At 69.6% G+C, this 16949-nt stretch carries 21 protein-coding genes; 15 read left to right on the top strand and 6 right to left on the bottom strand.

Annotated elements, in window-relative coordinates:
* Window positions 1–8 precede the first annotated feature (8 nt).
* The 6 genes from ACO2SS_RS05420 to hemH all read left to right on the top strand — a co-directional run bounded on the left by ACO2SS_RS05420 (window position 9) and on the right by hemH (window position 4674).
* Entirely contained in the window at window positions 9–245 is a 237-nt protein-coding gene (locus ACO2SS_RS05420; protein ID WP_423276569.1) for a hypothetical protein, read from the top strand.
* A 2-nt stretch (window positions 246–247) separates the two neighbouring features.
* On the top strand, window positions 248–658 hold the full coding sequence (locus tag ACO2SS_RS05415; protein ID WP_423276568.1) for a type II toxin-antitoxin system VapC family toxin: 411 nt from the start codon (window positions 248–250) through the stop codon (window positions 656–658).
* The gene (locus tag ACO2SS_RS05410; protein ID WP_423276567.1) at window positions 655–1647 is read left to right on the top strand and encodes an ABC transporter ATP-binding protein; all 993 of its coding nucleotides are present in this window, start codon (window positions 655–657) and stop codon (window positions 1645–1647) included. The genes ACO2SS_RS05415 and ACO2SS_RS05410 overlap by 4 nt, the downstream gene beginning before the upstream one ends.
* Window positions 1644–2672, top strand: a complete 1029-nt coding sequence (locus tag ACO2SS_RS05405; RefSeq protein WP_423276566.1) for an ABC transporter ATP-binding protein — start codon at window positions 1644–1646, stop codon at window positions 2670–2672. Before ACO2SS_RS05410 ends, ACO2SS_RS05405 begins: the two co-directional genes overlap by 4 nt.
* Window positions 2673–2737: 65 nt before the next feature.
* Window positions 2738–3529, top strand: a complete 792-nt coding sequence (locus tag ACO2SS_RS05400) for a transporter substrate-binding domain-containing protein (RefSeq protein ID WP_423276565.1) — start codon at window positions 2738–2740, stop codon at window positions 3527–3529.
* A gap of 77 nt (window positions 3530–3606) precedes the next feature.
* Window positions 3607–4674 carry a ferrochelatase gene (hemH, locus tag ACO2SS_RS05395; protein WP_423276564.1) on the top strand — a complete coding sequence of 356 codons (1068 nt, stop codon included), beginning with the start codon at window positions 3607–3609 and terminating at the stop codon, window positions 4672–4674.
* 3 nt (window positions 4675–4677) lie between these two features.
* Here the strand turns inward: hemH and ACO2SS_RS05390 are convergent, their stop codons facing one another.
* Both ACO2SS_RS05390 and ACO2SS_RS05385 read right to left on the bottom strand, forming a co-directional pair.
* The gene (locus ACO2SS_RS05390) at window positions 4678–5079 is read right to left on the bottom strand and encodes a hypothetical protein (RefSeq protein ID WP_423276563.1); all 402 of its coding nucleotides are present in this window, start codon (window positions 5077–5079) and stop codon (window positions 4678–4680) included.
* Window positions 5080–5149: 70 nt separating this feature from the next.
* The gene (locus ACO2SS_RS05385; protein WP_423276562.1) at window positions 5150–5461 is read right to left on the bottom strand and encodes a DUF1127 domain-containing protein; all 312 of its coding nucleotides are present in this window, start codon (window positions 5459–5461) and stop codon (window positions 5150–5152) included.
* Between the two features lie 128 nt (window positions 5462–5589).
* Here ACO2SS_RS05385 and ACO2SS_RS05380 point away from each other — a divergent pair, with 128 nt between their 5' ends.
* The 4 genes from ACO2SS_RS05380 (at window position 5590) to ACO2SS_RS05365 (ending at window position 8452) form a co-directional block, all read left to right on the top strand.
* Window positions 5590–6456, top strand: a complete 867-nt coding sequence (locus ACO2SS_RS05380; protein ID WP_423276561.1) for a LysR family transcriptional regulator — start codon at window positions 5590–5592, stop codon at window positions 6454–6456.
* 84 nt (window positions 6457–6540) lie between these two features.
* A complete protein-coding gene (locus ACO2SS_RS05375; protein WP_423276560.1) occupies window positions 6541–7536 on the top strand; it encodes an SPFH domain-containing protein in 996 nt (331 codons plus the stop codon).
* Between the two features lie 3 nt (window positions 7537–7539).
* Window positions 7540–7980, top strand: coding sequence for an NfeD family protein (locus ACO2SS_RS05370; protein ID WP_423276559.1), 441 nt, complete (start codon window positions 7540–7542; stop codon window positions 7978–7980).
* A 100-nt stretch (window positions 7981–8080) separates the two neighbouring features.
* Complete coding sequence (locus ACO2SS_RS05365; protein WP_423276558.1) at window positions 8081–8452, top strand: DUF2794 domain-containing protein; 372 nt, start codon at window positions 8081–8083, stop codon at window positions 8450–8452.
* Between the two features lie 68 nt (window positions 8453–8520).
* Here ACO2SS_RS05365 and ACO2SS_RS05360 read toward each other — a convergent pair whose 3' ends face one another.
* The 4 genes from ACO2SS_RS05360 to ACO2SS_RS05345 all read right to left on the bottom strand — a co-directional run bounded on the left by ACO2SS_RS05360 (window position 8521) and on the right by ACO2SS_RS05345 (window position 13206).
* A complete protein-coding gene (locus ACO2SS_RS05360; RefSeq protein WP_423276557.1) occupies window positions 8521–8838 on the bottom strand; it encodes a hypothetical protein in 318 nt (105 codons plus the stop codon).
* Between the two features lie 102 nt (window positions 8839–8940).
* Window positions 8941–9723 (bottom strand): Bax inhibitor-1/YccA family protein, encoded by a 783-nt coding sequence (locus tag ACO2SS_RS05355; protein ID WP_423276556.1) that lies wholly within the window; start codon window positions 9721–9723, stop codon window positions 8941–8943.
* Window positions 9724–9924: 201 nt separating this feature from the next.
* Window positions 9925–12507, bottom strand: a complete 2583-nt coding sequence (locus tag ACO2SS_RS05350; RefSeq protein WP_423276555.1) for an ABC transporter permease — start codon at window positions 12505–12507, stop codon at window positions 9925–9927.
* Window positions 12508–12513: 6 nt separating this feature from the next.
* Window positions 12514–13206 (bottom strand): ABC transporter ATP-binding protein, encoded by a 693-nt coding sequence (locus ACO2SS_RS05345; RefSeq protein WP_423276554.1) that lies wholly within the window; start codon window positions 13204–13206, stop codon window positions 12514–12516.
* A gap of 113 nt (window positions 13207–13319) precedes the next feature.
* Here ACO2SS_RS05345 and ACO2SS_RS05340 point away from each other — a divergent pair, with 113 nt between their 5' ends.
* The 5 genes from ACO2SS_RS05340 (at window position 13320) to rlmN (ending at window position 16946) form a co-directional block, all read left to right on the top strand.
* Window positions 13320–13943 carry an arylesterase gene (locus ACO2SS_RS05340; protein ID WP_423276803.1) on the top strand — a complete coding sequence of 208 codons (624 nt, stop codon included), beginning with the start codon at window positions 13320–13322 and terminating at the stop codon, window positions 13941–13943.
* A gap of 63 nt (window positions 13944–14006) precedes the next feature.
* Window positions 14007–14252 carry a hypothetical protein gene (locus ACO2SS_RS05335; RefSeq protein WP_423276553.1) on the top strand — a complete coding sequence of 82 codons (246 nt, stop codon included), beginning with the start codon at window positions 14007–14009 and terminating at the stop codon, window positions 14250–14252.
* A 100-nt stretch (window positions 14253–14352) separates the two neighbouring features.
* The gene (thpR, locus tag ACO2SS_RS05330; protein WP_423276552.1) at window positions 14353–14955 is read left to right on the top strand and encodes an RNA 2',3'-cyclic phosphodiesterase; all 603 of its coding nucleotides are present in this window, start codon (window positions 14353–14355) and stop codon (window positions 14953–14955) included.
* A 100-nt stretch (window positions 14956–15055) separates the two neighbouring features.
* A complete protein-coding gene (locus ACO2SS_RS05325; protein WP_423276551.1) occupies window positions 15056–15595 on the top strand; it encodes an invasion associated locus B family protein in 540 nt (179 codons plus the stop codon).
* A gap of 109 nt (window positions 15596–15704) precedes the next feature.
* Window positions 15705–16946 carry a 23S rRNA (adenine(2503)-C(2))-methyltransferase RlmN gene (gene rlmN, locus ACO2SS_RS05320; RefSeq protein ID WP_423276550.1) on the top strand — a complete coding sequence of 414 codons (1242 nt, stop codon included), beginning with the start codon at window positions 15705–15707 and terminating at the stop codon, window positions 16944–16946.
* The last annotated feature ends 3 nt before the right edge of the window (window positions 16947–16949 follow it).

The following is a 16949-nucleotide window of genomic DNA, read 5'->3' as shown; positions in this document are numbered from 1 at the left end:
AGGTGACCATGGGAACGGCACTGGTCGTCAAGTCCGACAAGCGGACAACCGTCCTGATGCCCGACGACATCAATCTTCCGGAGGGCGAGATCGACGTCCGCCTCGTAGGGAACGATGTCGTGCTCAGCCCCAAACCCGAGAAGCTCGACGTGGAGAGGCTCATTCAGCTGCTGCAGGCGCTTCCGGACGACGTATTCGAGGGGATCAAGGACGAACGTCCTCCCGAGACGCGCGAGGAGTTCTGAGCTTGGCCGGATTCCTGCTCGACACGGACACGCTGATCCGCCTGCGGCGGCGGCGGCCTGCGGGTCTGGTGAGGCGAGTGGCCGAGCTCAACCGCGTCGACGCCATCGTCTCCGTTATCAGCTACGGCGAACTCCGTGTCGGCGCAGAGAAAAGCGATCAGCGTGTCCATTCGCTTGCGACGCTCGAGAGCTTAATGGCCGTTCTGACACTGGCCGGCATGCCTGCCGCGGCAGCTATCCATTACGGCGAGATCCGCTCGCATCTGGAACGGCGCGGGCAGTTGATCGGGCCGAACGATCTCTGGATTGCCGCCCATGCCCGTTCCGCCGGGCTGACGCTCGTCACCAACAACGAAGACGAGTTCCGGCGCGTGCCCGGCCTCTCGGTCGAAAACTGGGCGATCGCACCGTGACCACACCCCTCCTCCAGGTCCGCGACCTCACGGTCGAGTTCGTGACGCGCCGCGGCACGCTGCGGGCGCTCGACCGCATCTCCTTCGACATCGGCCGCGGCGAGGTGTTGGGCGTCGTGGGCGAATCCGGCGCCGGCAAGTCGGTCACGGGCTCGGCCGTGATCGGCCTGATCGACCGGCCCGGCCGCATCGCGGGCGGCGAAATCCTCCTCGACGGCCAGCGCATCGACAACCTGCCGCCGGAGGAGATGCGCAAGGTGCGCGGCAAGCGCATCGGCATGATCTTCCAGGACCCGCTGACGAGCCTCAACCCGCTCTACCGGATCGGCGACCAGCTCGTGGAGACGATCCGCACGCATACGGACCTCTCCGCCTCGGCGGCCAGGAAGCGCGCGATCGACCTCCTGGCCGAGGTCGGCATCCCGGCGCCCGAGAAGCGCATCGACGGCTACCCGCACCAGTTCTCGGGCGGCATGCGCCAGCGCGTCGTGATCGCGCTCGCGCTCTCGGCCGAGCCCGAGCTCATCATCGCGGACGAGCCCACGACCGCCCTCGACGTCTCCGTCCAGGCGCAGATCATCACCGTGCTGAAGCGCCTCTGCCGCGACCACGGCACGGCCGTGATGCTCGTCACCCACGACATGGGCGTGATCGCCGAGACGGCCGACCGCGTGGCCGTCATGTATGCCGGCCGCGTGATCGAGATCGGCAAGGTGGCGGACGTGGTCGGCAGCCCCCTCCACCCCTATACGCAGGGCCTGATGGGGGCGATCCCGACCCTCACCGGCCATGAGGGCCGGCTCGCGCAGATCCCCGGCTCGATGCCGCGGCTTTCCGCCATTCCCCCGGGCTGCCCGTTCAACCCGCGCTGCCCGCGGGCATACGGGCCGTGCACGACCGTCCGGCCGGACCTCACGAATTACGACCGGCACCCCGTCGCGTGCCATCTCTACGATCCGGCCTATGCGCCGCGGGAGGCCGCCGCATGAGCACCGCCCCGCTCGTGCAGGTGAAGAACCTGCGCCGCGTCTTCGACGTCTCGTCGCCTTTCCTGAACCGCGTCATCGAGCGCGCCCCGAGGCAGTTCCTGCGCGCCGTCGACGACGTGTCCTTCGAGATCGCGCGCGGCGAGACCTTCGCGCTCGTCGGCGAATCCGGCTCGGGCAAGTCGACGGTCGCCCGCATGGTCGTCGGGCTCCTGGAGCCCACGGCCGGCGAGGTCACGATCGACGGCGTCAGCATGACCGGCCGTGCCTCCGCGGCCGACCGCAAGCGCGTGCGCCGGCGCATGCAGATGATCTTCCAGGATCCCTATGCGAGCCTGAACCCGCGCTGGCGCGTGGACAAGATCATCGCCGAGCCGATCCGGGCTTTCGATCTCATCCAGGGCGAGGCCCAGATCCGGGCCCGCGTCGGCGAGTTGCTCGGGCTGGTCGGCCTGCACCCGGACGACGGCGTGAAGTATCCGCACGAGTTCTCGGGCGGGCAGCGCCAGCGCATTGCGATCGCACGCGCGCTCGCCTCGGATGCCGAGTTCATCGTGTGCGACGAGCCGACCTCGGCGCTCGATGTCTCCGTCCAGGCGCAGATCCTGAACCTGATGCGGGACCTGCAGGACCGGCTCGGCCTCACCTACCTGTTCATCTCGCACAACCTCGCCGTCGTGCGGCACATGGCGAGCCGCATCGGCGTCATGTATCTCGGCCGCATCGTCGAGATCGGCGACGGGCGCGGGCTCTTCACCGAGCCGAAGCACCCCTATTCGCGCATGCTCCTCGACGCCGTGCCGGACCTCGCCCATGTCGGGCGGCGGCGCGAGCCGGTGCGGGGCGAGATCCCGAACCCGATCAACCCGCCCTCCGGCTGCACGTTCAACCCGCGCTGCCCCTACGCGAACGATCGCTGCCGAACCGAGATCTCGCCCTTCACGGAGGGCGTCGCCTGCCACGGCTATCACGAGCGCCGCATCCCCACCGGGCCTGTCGCGTCGCTGATCGAGGCGCCCGCCGCCTGAGGGCCTAGCCGGATTGACGCCGGGCTGCGTCTGCAATCCCCTTCCGGAAAGCCTGGGAGGGCGCCATGAGGATTCTGAGTGTCGGACTGGTCGCGATGGCAGGCATGATGGCCGCTTCGGCAGCGTTCGCGGTCGATGGAAGGGCACTTTCCGAGCTGGCCCCCACGGGCAGGATCCGCATCGCGCTCGTCGAGGCGCCGAATTCCGGCGTGTTCTTCGTCGGCCGCGCACCGGACGGCGCCCCGAAGGGTGTGACCCGCGACCTCGGCGACGCGCTCGCCAAGGCCCTCGGGGTACCGGCCGCGTTCCGGATCTTCCCCAATTCGGGCGAGGCCACGGAGGCGACCCGCAAGGCCGAGGTCGACCTCGCCTTCATGCCCGTGGACGCGACGCGGCGCGAACTCGTGGCCTTCGGGCCCGGCTATTACGACCTGGAAAGCACCTATCTGGTGACCGGCGCGTCGGGCGTGAGCGACGTGAAGGAGGTCGACCGCGCGGGAATGCGTGTCGTCGGCATCGCGGGGACGACGACCATCCGGGCCTCGGCCCGCACGCTGACCAGGACCCAGCCCCAGCCGGTCGCATCGGTGGCCGAAGCGATCGCCATGATGAAGAACGGCCGCGCGGATGCCTTCGCGCTGTCGCGGGACTCGCTCGCGCCCGTTCGGGACCAGGTTCCCGGCTCCCGCATCGTCAGCGGAGGCTTCCAGCACACCGCCGTGGCCGTGGCCGTGCCGAAGGACCGGCCCGCCGCGCTCGCCTTTGCAACCGACTGGCTGACGGGCGCCAAGCGGGACGGGACGGTGCGCCGCATCTTCGACGCGCATGGCCTCGCCGAGGAGAAGGTCGCGGACTGACGACGCGATCTCGAAGGTTTGATCCGCGGGCGAAATGTCCCCGGGCAAATCTCGAGCGGCTAGGGTATCAGCGCCTCATGTCTGCGAGCGCCACGCCACCCATCGACCCAGCTTCCGCCGCACACCGTCCGGCCGGGCACCCGCCCGTGCGCTCGGGCCGGCTCGGCGTCCTGCTGATGAATCTCGGCACCCCCGAGGCGACGACCTACTGGCCGATGCGCCGCTACCTGAAGGAGTTCCTCTCCGACCGGCGCGTGATCGAAACCTCGCGCCTCGTCTGGTGGCCGCTCCTCAACGGCATCATCCTGTCGACGCGGCCGAGCCGGAAGGGGCGGGACTACGCCACGATCTGGAACAACGAGCTGGACGAGGGCCCGCTCAAGACGATCACGCGGAGCCAGGCCGAGCAGCTTGCGGCGAGCCTGCGCGAGACGGCGGGCGACCGGATCGTGGTCGACTGGTCCATGCGCTACGGCTTTCCGCGCACGAAGGACAGGATCGAGGCGCTTCTCGCTGAAGGCTGCGACCGCATCCTTCTCGTGCCGCTCTATCCGCAATACTGCGCCGCAACCTCGGCGACGGCCTGCGACCAGGCCTTCCGGGCCCTGATGGACATGCGCTGGCAGCCGGCCGTGCGGGTCGCGCCGCCCTACCACGACGATCCCGTCTATATCGACGCGATCGTCTCCTCGATGCGGCAGGAACTCGCCAAGCTCACCTTCGAGCCCGAGGTGATCCTCGTCTCCTTCCACGGCATTCCGGAGGAGTACCTGAAGAAGGGCGACCCCTATTACTGCCACTGCCACAAGACCTGGCGGCTGATGCGGGAAGCCTTCGGCTGGCCGGAGGAACGCTTCCGGATGAGCTTCCAGTCGCGCTTCGGGCCGGACGAGTGGCTGAAGCCCTACACGGACGAGACCGTGAAGGAGCTGGCCGCCTCGGGCGTGAAGCGGATGGCTATCGTGGCGCCCGGCTTCTCGGCCGATTGCCTGGAGACCCTGGAAGAGCTGAACGGCGAGAACCGGCACTATTTCGAGGGCGGCGGCGGCGAGCATTTCGCCTACCTGCCCTGCCTCAACGACTCGCCGGAGGGCATGCGGGTGATCCGCACGGTCGTGGAGCGCGAGCTCCAGGGCTGGATCTGAACGTCAGGCCGGCACGGGCCGCGAACGCGCCGCATCCTCGAGCAGGGGCGTGAGGTGGCCTGAATACCAGCGCACCATCTCGCGCGCTGCAGCCGCCCCGGGGGCGGGCTCGCCGGCACCGACGAGCTCGGCGCAGGCTTCGGCCACGTTGCGGAGGATGCGGGCGGATTCCGGCAGGTAGGGGCGGTCGACCCCGGCCGCGTTGCGCTCGGCGATCAGCCGGTATCGCACGCTCTCGGGATAGGTCCAGGCGCTGGTGAGGGCGTCGAACACCGAGGCCCTGAACCCGTTCGCCTCGCCCGTCAGGTGACGGTCCTCTTCCCCGAGCCCGAGCGCCTCGAGCCTCTCGCAGCCATCGATCGCACCCATCATCATCTCGCGCACGAGCGCCCAGTCGGTCTGCAACCTCTCCTCCCCGTTCAGGCCGTGGCGCGCGCGAGCGGCCGCGGCCGTTCACGGTAGGGAGGTCGGGCGGTCAGCGCCACTCGGTCCAGCTGATCGGCATCACGGGCCATTCGGCCAGCTCGCGGATCGGCTCGCCCGGCTCGGTGCGCGGCCGCCAGTGCCTGCCCCGGCCGTGCCGGACGGCGCCTTCCAGGCTGCCGCGCGTGAGGCCGATGTCGTGGAGGGCGCGGCCATCCAGCGACTGCAGATGAGCCAGGTCCCGGCGCAGCTGCCACTCGGCCAGAAGGGCTCCGGCCAGCTGGCGGAGCCTCGCCGCCAGCCCTGCCGTGCTGGCCCGGCCAAGGCCGGTCTCTTCCCGGAACGCGACGATCGAACCCGACATGGCGTCCTCCTCGGACCTTCAGGCTGGCCCATGCGGGCCGATGTGATCCTGAGGTAAGACGGCGGCTTGCATAATGGAAACGAATGTTCATTATGTCTCGCATAACGACCTCTAATGCGAGCAGCCGGATGCGCAACCTCGATGTCGGGCAATTGCGAGCCTTCGTGACCGTGGTCGAAGCCGGCGGGATGACGGCGGCCGGGAACGTCCTCAACCTGACCCAGGCGGCCGTGAGCCAGCAGGTGAAAAAGCTCGAGGACGCCTTCGACTGCCAGCTGGTGGAGCGCGAGCGCCGGGGCATCACGCTGACCGATGCCGGCGAGCGGGTTTTCGGCCGGGCGAAGCGCCTGCTCGCACTAAACGACGAGATCTGGAGCGAGATGACCACGGAGGTCTATTCCGGCCAGATCCGGCTCGGCGTCCCGCACGACCTCGTGGCGATTTATCTTCCGGCCGTGCTGCGCGCCTTTTCGCGCGCCCATCCGCGGGTCGAGATCACGCTCGTCTGCAAGGCGTCGCGAGCCCTCAAGGCGGCCCTGATGGCCGGCGAGCTCGACATCGCGCTCGTCGAGGAGCCCGTGGCGGGCGGCGAGGGCGAGTTGCTGGCGACAGACCGGCTCGTCTGGGTGGGGGCGCTGGGCGGGGAGGCCTACGACAAGCGGCCGCTCCCCGTCGCCTCCTGCGAGAACTGCGCCTTCAGGCCCACCATCTTCGAGGCCCTGCGCCAGGCCGACATCCCGTTCCGGGTCGTGACGGACGTCTCAAGCCTCGACGCATCGAGCGCGACCGTGCAGACAGACCTCGCCGTCGTGGCGGCGCTCGCCAGCACCGTTCCGGACGGGGTGACGGTGCTCGGGCCATCCTCCGGTCTTCCGGGGCTGCCGCCCTTCTCGATCAATCTCTACCTCGCCCGCGCGGGCGTCTCGGCGCCGGTCGCCGCGCTGGCGGAGGGACTGCGCGGCGCCTTTGTCGGCCGGAGCCAGAAAGCCGCCTGACGGACACGAGACGGAAACCAAGTTCGGACTAGGACGAGATCACGCCGGGCGCGCAGCCGATCGCACCCGGACCGGAGGCATGGAATGGAGGTCTCGCTCGGGTTGAACGTCTTCGTGGTCGCCCTCGTGATCCTGGTCATCGTGACCATCGCGGCGGGCGTCAGGACGGTGCCCCAGGGGCATGTCTACACGGTCGAGCGCTTCGGCCGGTATTCGCGCTCCCTCTCGGCCGGCCTCGGCCTGATCGTGCCGTATGTCGAGCGGATCGGGCACAAGGTGAACATCATGGAGCAGGTGCTCGACATCCCGAGCCAGGAGGCGTTCACGCGCGACAATGCCGGCGTCAGGATCGATGCCGCCGCCTTCTACCAGGTGCTCGACGCCCCGCGCGCCTCCTACGAGGTCTCGGATCTGCAACAGGCGCTGCTCGTTCTCACGATGACGAACATCCGCACGGTGGTCGGCTCGATGGACCTCGACCAGCTCCTCTCGCACCGGGACGAGATCAACGAGCGGCTGCTGCGCGTCATGGACGCCGCCGCCTCCCCCTGGGGCGTGAAGGTGACCCGCATAGAGATCAAGGACATCCTGCCGCCGGCCGACCTCGCCGGCGCCATGGCCCGCCAGATGAAGGCCGAGCGCGAGAAGCGCGCGGCGGTGCTCGAGGCGGAGGGGCTGCGCCAGGCGGAAGTGCTCCGTGCCGAGGGCCAGAAGCAGGCCCAGATCCTGGCCGCCGAGGGCCGCAAGGAGGCCGCCTTCAGGGACGCGGAGGCTCGCGAGCGCCTGGCCGAGGCGGAAGCCAAGGCTACCGGCATGCTGTCCGACGCGATCGGCCGGGGCGACATAGCGGCAGCGAATTTCCTGGTCGCGGAAAAGTACGTCGAGGCCATGAAGGCGATCGCGACTGCCCCGAACCAGAAAGTCGTCGTGGTGCCGATCGAAGCCGCAGCGCTGGCTGGCACGCTGGGCGGCATCGCCGAGATCACGCGCTCCGTCTTCGGGAGCGACGGAGCGGGCGGCCAGGCGAGGCCGCGCGCAGGCCGGAGCCTGCCGCCCTCCTCGCCCCCGCCGGCGGCCTGAACCATGTGGGACGAGGTCGGGCTGCAGCCCTGGATTTGGCTGGTCCTCGGCCTCCTGCTCATCGGGCTGGAGACCGTGGCGCCCGGGATCTTCCTCCTCTGGCTCGGGATCGCGGCGATCCTCACGGGGCTGGTCGATGCCGCCTTCGACCTGTCGTGGCAGGCCTCCTTCGTCACCTTCGCGGTCCTGTCTCTCGCCGCCGTCCTCATCGGGCGTGCCCTGACCTGGCGCGGCAGCGCGGGCGGCGCCGGATCCCTGAACCGGCGTGCGGAAAGCCTGATCGGCCGGCGCTTCACGCTGGACCGGCCGATCGTCTCCGGCGAGGGGCGGATCAAGGTGGACGACACGGTCTGGCGCATCATCGGGCCGGACCTCCCGGCCGGCCGGGATGTCGTCGTCCGCCGGCTCGAGGGCGCCACCCTCGTCGTCGAGGCCGCGTCCTGACGCGCACGCAGCCGAGCACGCGGACGCGGTCGCTTGCGCGCAGGGCTGGTGAGGCCCATCATCCCGTGACGGGCTCATGACAGCCGAGGCGGGAGGCAGGATGAACGAGGGCGAGCAGCCTGAGATATTGCGCAGCGGCGGCCACGTGGTGCCGTTCCCGGCCGCCGCCCCGAAAACCCAGGTCACCTTCAGCCGTGACGAGTTGCGCCTGATCCTCAACGTCTACGGCCGCATGGTCGCAGAGGGGGAGTGGCGCGACTACGCCATGGATTTCGAGCGGGACCGGGCGGTCTTCTCCGTCTTCCGCCGCGCGTCGGAGATGCCGCTCTACCGGATCGTGAAGGAGCCCTCCCTTGCGCGGCGCCAGGGCGCCTATTCGGTGGTGGCGGCGGGCGGGCGCGTGCTCAAGCGCGGCCACGAGCTCGACCGGGTGGTGCGCGTGCTGGAGCCGCTGCGGGTGGTGGCGAACTAGGGCATGACCCTGCGCGGGATCTGACCACCACGCCGACCGGGCGTGGCTGGATCCCGGACTGGAGCCCGTCAGGCGACGCCGAGCGTGCGCTTCGCGTCCGCCACCCGCCGGGGATCGTCGTCGAAGACGTAGCCCTGTTCGAGCAGCCCTAGCGTGTAGCGCTTGTTGTAGATGAAGGCCCAGACGAGGCCGACCGCGAACCAGAGCAGGCCGGCCGAGAAGGCCGAGGCCACGAGCGAGCCGGCCAGGATCGCGAGCCCGATCCAGACGTCGCCGCGCATCAGCGCCGGGAAGCCGCCGAAGAAGAACGACGTCCAGCTGAAGCCGTAATAGCCGGTCCTGACGATGCCGGACTGGGGGTGGCGCAGACGGACCGCGGTGGCCACTGCATTCTCCTCGTTGATCAGATGGGGTCTCTGCCCCTTGGGCAAAGAAAAACCCCGGCTTTCGGCCGGGGTTTCTGCAAGGCCAGCCTTGAAGCGGAGCCGTTACTCGTTCCGGTTGCCCATGAAAGCGAGCAGGAACTGGAACATGTTGATGAAGTCGAGGTACAGCGTCAGCGCGCCGTAGACGGACACCTTGGCGGCGGTCTCGCCGTCATAGTTGCCGTACAGGTACATCTCCTTCAGCTTCTGCGTATCGTAGGCGGTGAGGCCCGCGAAGATCAGCACGCCGATCGCCGAGATGGCGAACTGGAGCGCGCTCGACGCCAGGAAGATGTTGACCAACGACGCGAGGATCAGGCCGATCAGGCCCATGATCAGGAAGGAGCCCATCCCCGACAGCGAACGCTGCGTGGTGTAGCCCCACAGGCTGAGGCCGCCGAAGGCCGCCGCCGTGACGAAGAATGTCTGGACGACGCTCGCGCCGGTGTAGCGCAGCAGGACCGTCGAGAGCGACGCGCCCATCACGGCCGCGAAGGCCAGGAAGGTCGTGCGCGCCGTCGCGGCGGACATCCTGTCCATCCGGAAGCTGAAGAAGAAGATGAAGGCGAGCGGCGCCAGCGCCACGACCCACATCAGGGGCGTGCCGTAGAGGGTACGACCGAACGCAGTCAAATACTGGCCGTTCATGCGTGCGACGGCCTGGGTGGCGTCAGCCGTGACCGCCAGCTTGTTGACGCCCAGCGCGACCAGCGCGGAGACGGCAAGGCCGAGGATCATGTTGTTGTAGACGCCGAGCATGAAGGAACGGAGGCCCTGATCGACCTCGGCGGTCGTCCGGGCGAACCCCGTGCCGTAGCCGGCCTGGTTCGGGATAAAGGAAGGCATGGGAGTCGTCCTCTGGATGGCTCTCAGCGTGTTTGTTCTCGGGAGGATTGCACGCACCCTCCTGCGCCGGACCTCCGGCGATGGACGGAATATGGGGCCAAGCAGAGTAGACGACAAGGCCTTGCTAAGGTTGTGGCGCCGGAAGACCTCCCTCCCGGCCGGTGCCGAACATCCGACTGCGCGCCAAGGTTAGCGCTTTCCCTATTGGCTGCGCAGGTGGCGGGCGGGCTTCTGGCCGAGGATCCGCCACGTCCCGCCGAGGCCGAGTCCGACGGCGACAACTACCGCCGCGAGCGCCCACGACGCAGCCGATGCCAGATCGGGCGAGAAGCCGAGCTTCATGATTCGCGTGATCACGAAGTAGGCGGCCCCGGAGCCGGCCAGCAGCCCGAACAAGGCCGTCGCGAGGCCGAGCATCCCGTATTCCAGCGCATAGGCGAGGACGAGCTTCGGCCGGGTGGCGCCGAGCGTCTTGAGGATCACGGCGTCGTAGACGCGCGCGCGGTGGCCGGCCGCCAGGGCGCCGGCCAGGACCAGGACGCTCGCGAGCAGTGCGACGGAGCTCGCGATGCGGATCGCGAAGAGGAGCTGGCCGACGATGTCGTTGAAGGCCTCGAGCGCGTCCTTCACCCGGACGCTCGTGACGCTCGGGAAGGCGCGCGCGACGTCGCGCAGGAGGCGCGGCTCCCCGGCGGGATCCGCCCCCCGCGGCATCGTGATCGTCATCAGCTCCGTATGCGGCGCGCCCGCGAAGGTGTTGGGCGAGAACACCATGACGAAGTTGATGCCGAGGCGGCGCCAGTCGATCTTGCGCAGGTTCGCGATGCGCGCCGTGATGGTGCGTCCGAGCACGTTGACGGTCACGGTATCGCCGACGGTCAGGCCGAGGCCGCGGGCGGCCTCGTCTCCGAAGGACACGAGCGGCGGCCCACGGTAATCCGCAGGCCACCACTCACCGGCAACCAGCGAAGAGCCGGCGGGGAGTGCCTTCGCGTAGGTGATGCCCCGGTCGCCGTCGAGCACCCAGGCGACTTCCTGCGCGGCCTTGACCTCGGCAACCGGGATTCCCTTCAGCTCCGTCAGGCGGCCCCGCATCATCGGCACGGCCTCCAGGGCCGAGCCCGGCGCCTTCTCGGCCAGGAAGCGCCCGAAGGCCTCTGTCTGGGCGCTCGGCACGTCGATGAAGAAGAAGTTCGGCGCCCGGTCGGGCAGGGTCGAATGCAGCTCGCGGCTGAGATTGCGGTCGATCACGGCGATCGTGACCAGCAGCGTGATCCCGAGCCCGAGCGACAGCACGAGGGAGGGCGTGAGGGCGCCCGGCCGGTGCAGGTTGGCGATCGCCAGCCGGACGGACGGATGCCGGACATGCGGCAGCCTGCGGGCGATCGCCATCGCGGCTTCGGCCACCACGCGCAGCAGGAGAAAGGCGAAGAAGGCCGCGCCGACGAAGACCATCGCGACCCGCCGGTCCTGCGCGGCAACCACGGCGAGGGCCGTGAGGGCGATCCCGGCGGCGGCCGCCGCGACGAGATAGCGGGCCCGTGGCCAGCGCCGGTCCGGCGCGATCCGGTCCCGGAACAGGCCGGAGACGGAGATGTCGTGCGCGCGGCCCAGCGGCAGGATCGAGAAGGCGAGCGCCGTGAGGAGGCCGTAGAGCACGGCCGCCCCGAGATCGAGCGGAGCCAGCGTGGGGGTGATCGGGAGCGGCAGGATCGAGCCTGCGAGCGCCGCCGTGCCGAACAGGAGCCCTGCCCCGATCGCGAGACCGATCGCGATGCCGATCAGGGCGATCGCCATCACCTGGACGAGAAAGACGCCGATCACCGTGCCGCCGGTCGCGCCCAGGCTCTTCAGGATGCCGACCGCGTTCCGCTTGCGGTCCACGAAGGCCGTCACGGCATTCGCGACGCCGACGCCGCCGACGAGCAACGCGGTCAGGCCGACGAGCGTCAGGAATTGCGAGAAGCGCAGGATGTTGCTGGTGAAGCGCGGATCGGCGTTGAGCCGCGTGCGGACGTCCCAGCCGGCTTCCGGGACAGCCTTCGCGACGGCCTCGACGGTGGCGGCGAGGTCCGCGTCCGTGTCGCGGCCGGGCGGCAGCGACAGCCGGTAGCTCCAGCGGACCAGGCTCCCGGGCTGCAGAAGGCCCGTCGCCCGCAGGGCATCCTGGGACAGGATGAGGCGCGGCCCGAACCCGATGCCGTTGGCGATCTTGTCCGGTTCCGCGACGAGCCGCGCGCGCAGCTCGAAGGCGGCGCCCCCGACCGTGATGCGGGCGCCGGGCTTCAGGTCGAGCCGCTCGAAGAGGACGGGATCCGCGATAGCGCCCCAAACGCCGTTCCGCTCGGCCAGGAGGTCCGCGACCGGGGCCGTGGGCTCCGTCTCGAGCGTGCCGCGGGTCGGGTAGCTCCCGTCCACGGCCTTCGCCTCGACCAGCGCCGCTCCCTCGGGCACGACCGCCATCGCGCGGAGCGTCGCGACCGTCGCGACCTGGCCCTGGGCGGCGAGCGCCGCCTTTTCCCCGGGAGTCGCCTCGCGCTGGATCAGCGAGAAGGTGGCATCCCCGCCGAGAATGGTCCGGCCCTGGCTCGCCACGCCCTCGACGAGGGAGCGCGCGATGGACGCCACCCCGGAGATCGCGCCGACGCCGAGCGCGATGCAGGCGATGAAGACGAAGAAGCCCGCGAGGCCGCCCCGCAGCTCGCGGAGCGCGAGGCGAAGCACGAGCGGCAGCCCGGCCTTGCCGGGGGGCGAGGAGGAGGCGGCCGGGATGGTGCCGTGCATGCTGGCCTAGATCTCCGCCGCCGGGACGGGTTCTGCGATCCGCCCGGCCCGGAGCCCGACGGTACGATCGCAGCGCGCCGCGAGCGAGGGGTCATGCGTGACGAGGACGAGCGTCATGCCGCGCTCGCGCTTCAGCGTGAACAGAAGATCCGCGACGCCCCGCCCGGTCGTCTCGTCGAGATTTCCGGTCGGCTCGTCCGCGACCACGATCGCGGGATCCGGCGCGAGGGCGCGCGCGATGGCCACCCGCTGCTGCTCGCCGCCCGAGAGCTGCGCCGGGTAGTGGTGCAGCCGCGCCCCGAGCCCGACCGTCTCGAGTTCGGCCCGGGCGCGCTCGAATGCGCTCTCGCGGCCGGCGAGCTCGAGCGGCAGGGCGACGTTCTCCAGCGCCGTCATGGTCGGCACGAGGTGGAAGGACTGGAAAACGATGCCGATGCGGCGGCCGCGCACCCGCGCGAGCGCATCCTCGCCGAGCCCGGTCAGATTCGCCCCGTCCAGGACGACCCGGCCGCGATCAGGCCTCTCCAGGCCCGCCAGGACCATGAGGAGCGTCGACTTGCCGGAACCCGACGGGCCAACGAGGCCCACCGCCTCGCCCGCCGAGACCGAGAGGCTGATGCCCCGCAGCACGTCGACGCGCGCGGCTCCATCCCCGAGGCTGAGCTGGACATCCTCGAGTTCGATGATCTTGCCTGGCATTCACGGAGACCCGATCTCAGCCCCCGTTCCCAGGGAGATTGAACATGGCGCTGGCTTTGCGCAGCCGGACATATGGGTCGCATCGGGCGCCCGGCAAATGGGGGGCGCTGGCGATGGCCCTGTTCGTGACCGCGTTGGCAGCTCTCGGCCCGAGAGCCGCAAATGCCGCGCCAGAGCGTACGGTCAAGCTCGTGGCGCTCGGCGACAGCCTGACGGCCGGGTACAATCTGCCGCAAGCGGCAGCCTTCCCGAGCGTGCTCCAGGCGGCCCTGAAGGCCCGCGGTCACAAGGTCGAGATCGTGAATGCAGGCGTGTCGGGCGACACCGCGACGGGCGGGCTGGAGCGCGTCGACTGGTCCGTCCCCGACGGCACGGATGGCGTGATCCTCGAACTCGGCGCCAACGACATGCTGCGCGGGACCGATCCCGACGTGACCCGGCGCGCGCTCGAGACGATCATCACCCGCCTGAAGGAGCGCAACATCCCCGTCATGCTCGCCGGCATGTACGCGGCCCGCAATCTCGGGCCCGACTACATCCGCCGCTTCGATGCGATCTATCCGGATCTCGCCAAGAAATACGACCTCGTCCTGTACCCGTTCTTCCTCGAAGGCGTTCAGGGCCAGGCGAAACTGCAGCTCCCGGACGGACTCCACCCCTCGGCAGAGGGCGTGAAGGTCATGGTGGAGGGAATCCTGCCGGCCGTCGAAACCTTTCTCGGTCGACTCAAGGAGTGATCCCGGCCCTCCCGGCGAACCGCCGGCCGCCTCGGGCGTTCTCGCCAGCGGTAGGAGACCGGAATGGCAGACGAACTGAACCTCGACGAGCCCGCCGAAGTGCGCTGGATTCGCGGCGAGAACGCCTCGGCAGATCTTTCCTGGGGCGAGGCGAACCAGTCGTTTCCGACGCTCCGCGAGGCGCTCGCCTTTGCCCGTACGGGGCTGCCGGCGGACGCGCGCGGGCCCTTCGTCACCACGGCGAGCGGACGGGTGCTGCGGGGTGACGATATCGGGGCCGCGAAGCCCGATCTCTCGCCGGGACGCTGATCCCGGGCGAAACCGCCTGTTGATCGCGCGATCCGCCGCACTTGCGGCGAGCCTTGTGCAGGCGCGAGAATCCCCGTGTCGCTGATTTGGAGGGATGCCGATGCCACGCCTTTTCACCGGCCTCGAGGTCCCGCCAGAGATCGGCCAGGAACTCGCCCTTTATCGTGGCGGGCTGCCGGGCGCCCGCTGGATCGACCCGGCGAACTACCACATCACGCTGCGCTTCATCGGGGACGTCGATCACGGCGTCGCGCGCGACATCGCGTCCATGCTGGCTGAGGAACGGGTGCGGGCGCCGCTCCGCATCACCATCGACGCCCTCTCCACCTTCGGGGGTGGGCGTCCGCGGGCCCTTCTCGGGCGGGTCGCGCCGAGCCCGGAACTCGCCCGCCTCCAGGCGGATCACGAACGGCTGATGCGGCGTGTGGGGCTCGAGCCGGAGACGCGCAAATACACGCCGCACGTCACCCTGGCGCGCCTGCGCGATGTCTCGCCCGGTGACCTGGCGGCCTTCATCGCCATGCGCGGGCACTTCCCCAAGCTCGTCTTCACGGCCGAGCGCTTCGTGCTGTTCTCGGCGCGGGAGTCCGTGGGCGGCGGCCCCTATATCGTGGAAGCCGCCTATCCGTTCGGGGCCATCCAGAACCCCGAGGCGCCCCGCGGGTTTCCGACCAGAGGTGCGGCCGAGTACCGGCTGGGCTGATCGGGGCCGGGGCGGGCAGAGGTCGGCGCCATTTTCGCCTGTTTTGTATTTATTAACCCTGTCCTGCCTAGCTTAACGAGACGTTGCTTCGGTACCCTCCATGAATCGTCTGCCCTTGGTCCTCCCGGCGCTCGGCTTCCTGCTCGCCGTGCAGGGCCCCGCTCTCGCACAACGCCCGGCTGCCCAGGCCCCCGGTGGCGGACAGGCCACGCTGGTGGCGACCTACAACGACTGGAGCACCTACACGGCCCAGACCGGGCGGGCGAAGATCTGCTACGCGCTGTCCCAGCCAAAATCCCGCACGCCCGCGAACCTCAAGGACACGCCGGCCTATGTGTTCGTGTCCTTCCGGCCGGCCGAGAACGTGCGCAACGAGGTGGCGACGGTCCTCGGGTTCAATGCCAAGGACGGCGGCGACGCCTCGGTGACCATCGGCAACGCCTCGTTCCCGCTCGTGACCAAGGCTCAGAATGCCTGGGTGAAGAACCCGGCGGAGGAGGCGCAGGTGATCGCCGCGATGTCGCGGGGACAAACCATGACGCTCTCTGTGACCTCGGCGCGCGGCAACAAGACGGGCGACCGCTACTCGCTCGCTGGCTTCGCCCAGGCGCTGGACCGCGCCAAGAAGGAATGCCCCTGAGGCTGCGCCCCCGGGCAGCCTTCGCGGAAAGGCCGGCTTCCGCCCCTCAACAAATCCGGCCTGCGATGCTATATGAGCCCCTCATCCAGGCTCATCAGGCAGGCTAACCATGGCGACGGCGTCGCTCGACAATGCCGCGCGCGTATCCGAACCCGTTCCCCCGCCGGCCCTCCAGGGCGCTCCGGCGGTCGAGAGCGCGCGGCCGTCGGTCATCGGCCTGACCCGGCCGGCCCTCAAGGACAAGCTCCTCGCGATCGGCGTGCCCGAGAAGGAGGCCCGGATGCGGGTCTCCCAGATCTGGCACTGGCTCTACCATCGCGGGATCCAGGACTTCGACGAGATGACGAATGTCGGCAAGGTGCTACGGCGCGGCCTTGCCGAGGCCTACACGCTCGACCGGCCCGAGGTGACGGCCGAGCAGATCTCCGTCGACGGCACCCGCAAATGGCTCCTGCGGATGCCCAAGACCGGCCCGCATGATCGCGGGGCCGAGATCGAGTGCGTCTACATCCCGGATGACGACCGCGGGACGCTCTGCGTGTCGAGCCAGGTCGGCTGCACGCTCACCTGCTCCTTCTGCCACACCGGGACCCAGCGCCTCGTGCGCAACCTGACCTCCGCCGAAATCGCCGCGCAGCTCGTCGTGGCGCGCGACCGGCTCGGCGATTTCCCGACACTCGGCGACCGCGAGAGCGCGGTGCTGCCCGATGGCGGCCGGCTGGTGACGAACATCGTCTTCATGGGAATGGGCGAGCCGCTCTACAATCTCGACAACGTGGCCGCTGCAATCGACGTGATGAGCGACGGCGAGGGGCTCACCCTCTCCCGCCGGCGCATCACGGTCTCCACCTCCGGCGTCGTGCCCGAGATGTCGGCGCTCGGCGAGCGCACCAACACGATGCTGGCCATCTCGCTCCATGCCGTCCGGGACGACCTCCGCAACGAACTCGTGCCGCTGAACAAGCGCTACCCGATCGCGGATCTGCTCCAGGCCTGCCGCGACTATCCCGGCCTTTCGAATGCCCGCCGCATCACGTTCGAATACGTCATGCTGAAGGGCGTGAACGATTCCGACGCGGATGCGCGCGAGCTCGTGCGCCTGCTGCGCGGCATCCCGGCCAAGATCAACCTGATCCCGTTCAACCCCTGGCCGGGCACCAAGTACGAGTGCTCGAGCTGGGAGCGGATCGAGCGCTTCTCCGAGATCGTGTTCCGGGCCGGCTACGCCTCCCCGGTCCGCACGCCGCGCGGCCGCGACATCCTGGCGGCCTGCGGGCAGCTGAAGAGCGAGACGGAGAAGCTCTCCGCCCGCGCCCGGCTGATGCTGGAGGAGGGGCGCGCGGGCGCCTAGCTC

It is taken from the genome of Enterovirga sp. CN4-39, assembly GCF_049446235.1.
Taxonomy (GTDB): domain Bacteria; phylum Pseudomonadota; class Alphaproteobacteria; order Rhizobiales; family Beijerinckiaceae; genus Enterovirga.
Note: the sequence above shows the minus strand (reverse complement) of the source record. Positions and strands in the feature narration are given on the sequence as shown.

What these genes read in the sequence shown, in the direction of transcription:
- ACO2SS_RS05420 (WP_423276569.1), top strand. Translation starts at nt 9, where the DNA reads ATGGGAACGGCACTGGTCGTCAAGTCCGACAAGCGGACAACCGTCCTG.
- ACO2SS_RS05405 (WP_423276566.1), top strand. Translation starts at nt 1,644, where the DNA reads ATGAGCACCGCCCCGCTCGTGCAGGTGAAGAACCTGCGCCGCGTCTTC.
- ACO2SS_RS05400 (WP_423276565.1), top strand. Translation starts at nt 2,738, where the DNA reads ATGAGGATTCTGAGTGTCGGACTGGTCGCGATGGCAGGCATGATGGCC.
- hemH (WP_423276564.1), top strand. Translation starts at nt 3,607, where the DNA reads ATGTCTGCGAGCGCCACGCCACCCATCGACCCAGCTTCCGCCGCACAC.
- ACO2SS_RS05385 (WP_423276562.1), bottom strand. Translation starts at nt 5,461, where the DNA reads ATGTCGGGTTCGATCGTCGCGTTCCGGGAAGAGACCGGCCTTGGCCGG.
- ACO2SS_RS05380 (WP_423276561.1), top strand. Translation starts at nt 5,590, where the DNA reads ATGCGCAACCTCGATGTCGGGCAATTGCGAGCCTTCGTGACCGTGGTC.
- ACO2SS_RS05375 (WP_423276560.1), top strand. Translation starts at nt 6,541, where the DNA reads ATGGAGGTCTCGCTCGGGTTGAACGTCTTCGTGGTCGCCCTCGTGATC.
- ACO2SS_RS05370 (WP_423276559.1), top strand. Translation starts at nt 7,540, where the DNA reads ATGTGGGACGAGGTCGGGCTGCAGCCCTGGATTTGGCTGGTCCTCGGC.
- ACO2SS_RS05365 (WP_423276558.1), top strand. Translation starts at nt 8,081, where the DNA reads ATGAACGAGGGCGAGCAGCCTGAGATATTGCGCAGCGGCGGCCACGTG.
- ACO2SS_RS05355 (WP_423276556.1), bottom strand. Translation starts at nt 9,723, where the DNA reads ATGCCTTCCTTTATCCCGAACCAGGCCGGCTACGGCACGGGGTTCGCC.
- ACO2SS_RS05350 (WP_423276555.1), bottom strand. Translation starts at nt 12,507, where the DNA reads ATGCACGGCACCATCCCGGCCGCCTCCTCCTCGCCCCCCGGCAAGGCC.
- ACO2SS_RS05345 (WP_423276554.1), bottom strand. Translation starts at nt 13,206, where the DNA reads ATGCCAGGCAAGATCATCGAACTCGAGGATGTCCAGCTCAGCCTCGGG.
- ACO2SS_RS05340 (WP_423276803.1), top strand. Translation starts at nt 13,320, where the DNA reads ATGGCCCTGTTCGTGACCGCGTTGGCAGCTCTCGGCCCGAGAGCCGCA.
- ACO2SS_RS05335 (WP_423276553.1), top strand. Translation starts at nt 14,007, where the DNA reads ATGGCAGACGAACTGAACCTCGACGAGCCCGCCGAAGTGCGCTGGATT.
- thpR (WP_423276552.1), top strand. Translation starts at nt 14,353, where the DNA reads ATGCCACGCCTTTTCACCGGCCTCGAGGTCCCGCCAGAGATCGGCCAG.
- ACO2SS_RS05325 (WP_423276551.1), top strand. Translation starts at nt 15,056, where the DNA reads ATGAATCGTCTGCCCTTGGTCCTCCCGGCGCTCGGCTTCCTGCTCGCC.
- rlmN (WP_423276550.1), top strand. Translation starts at nt 15,705, where the DNA reads ATGGCGACGGCGTCGCTCGACAATGCCGCGCGCGTATCCGAACCCGTT.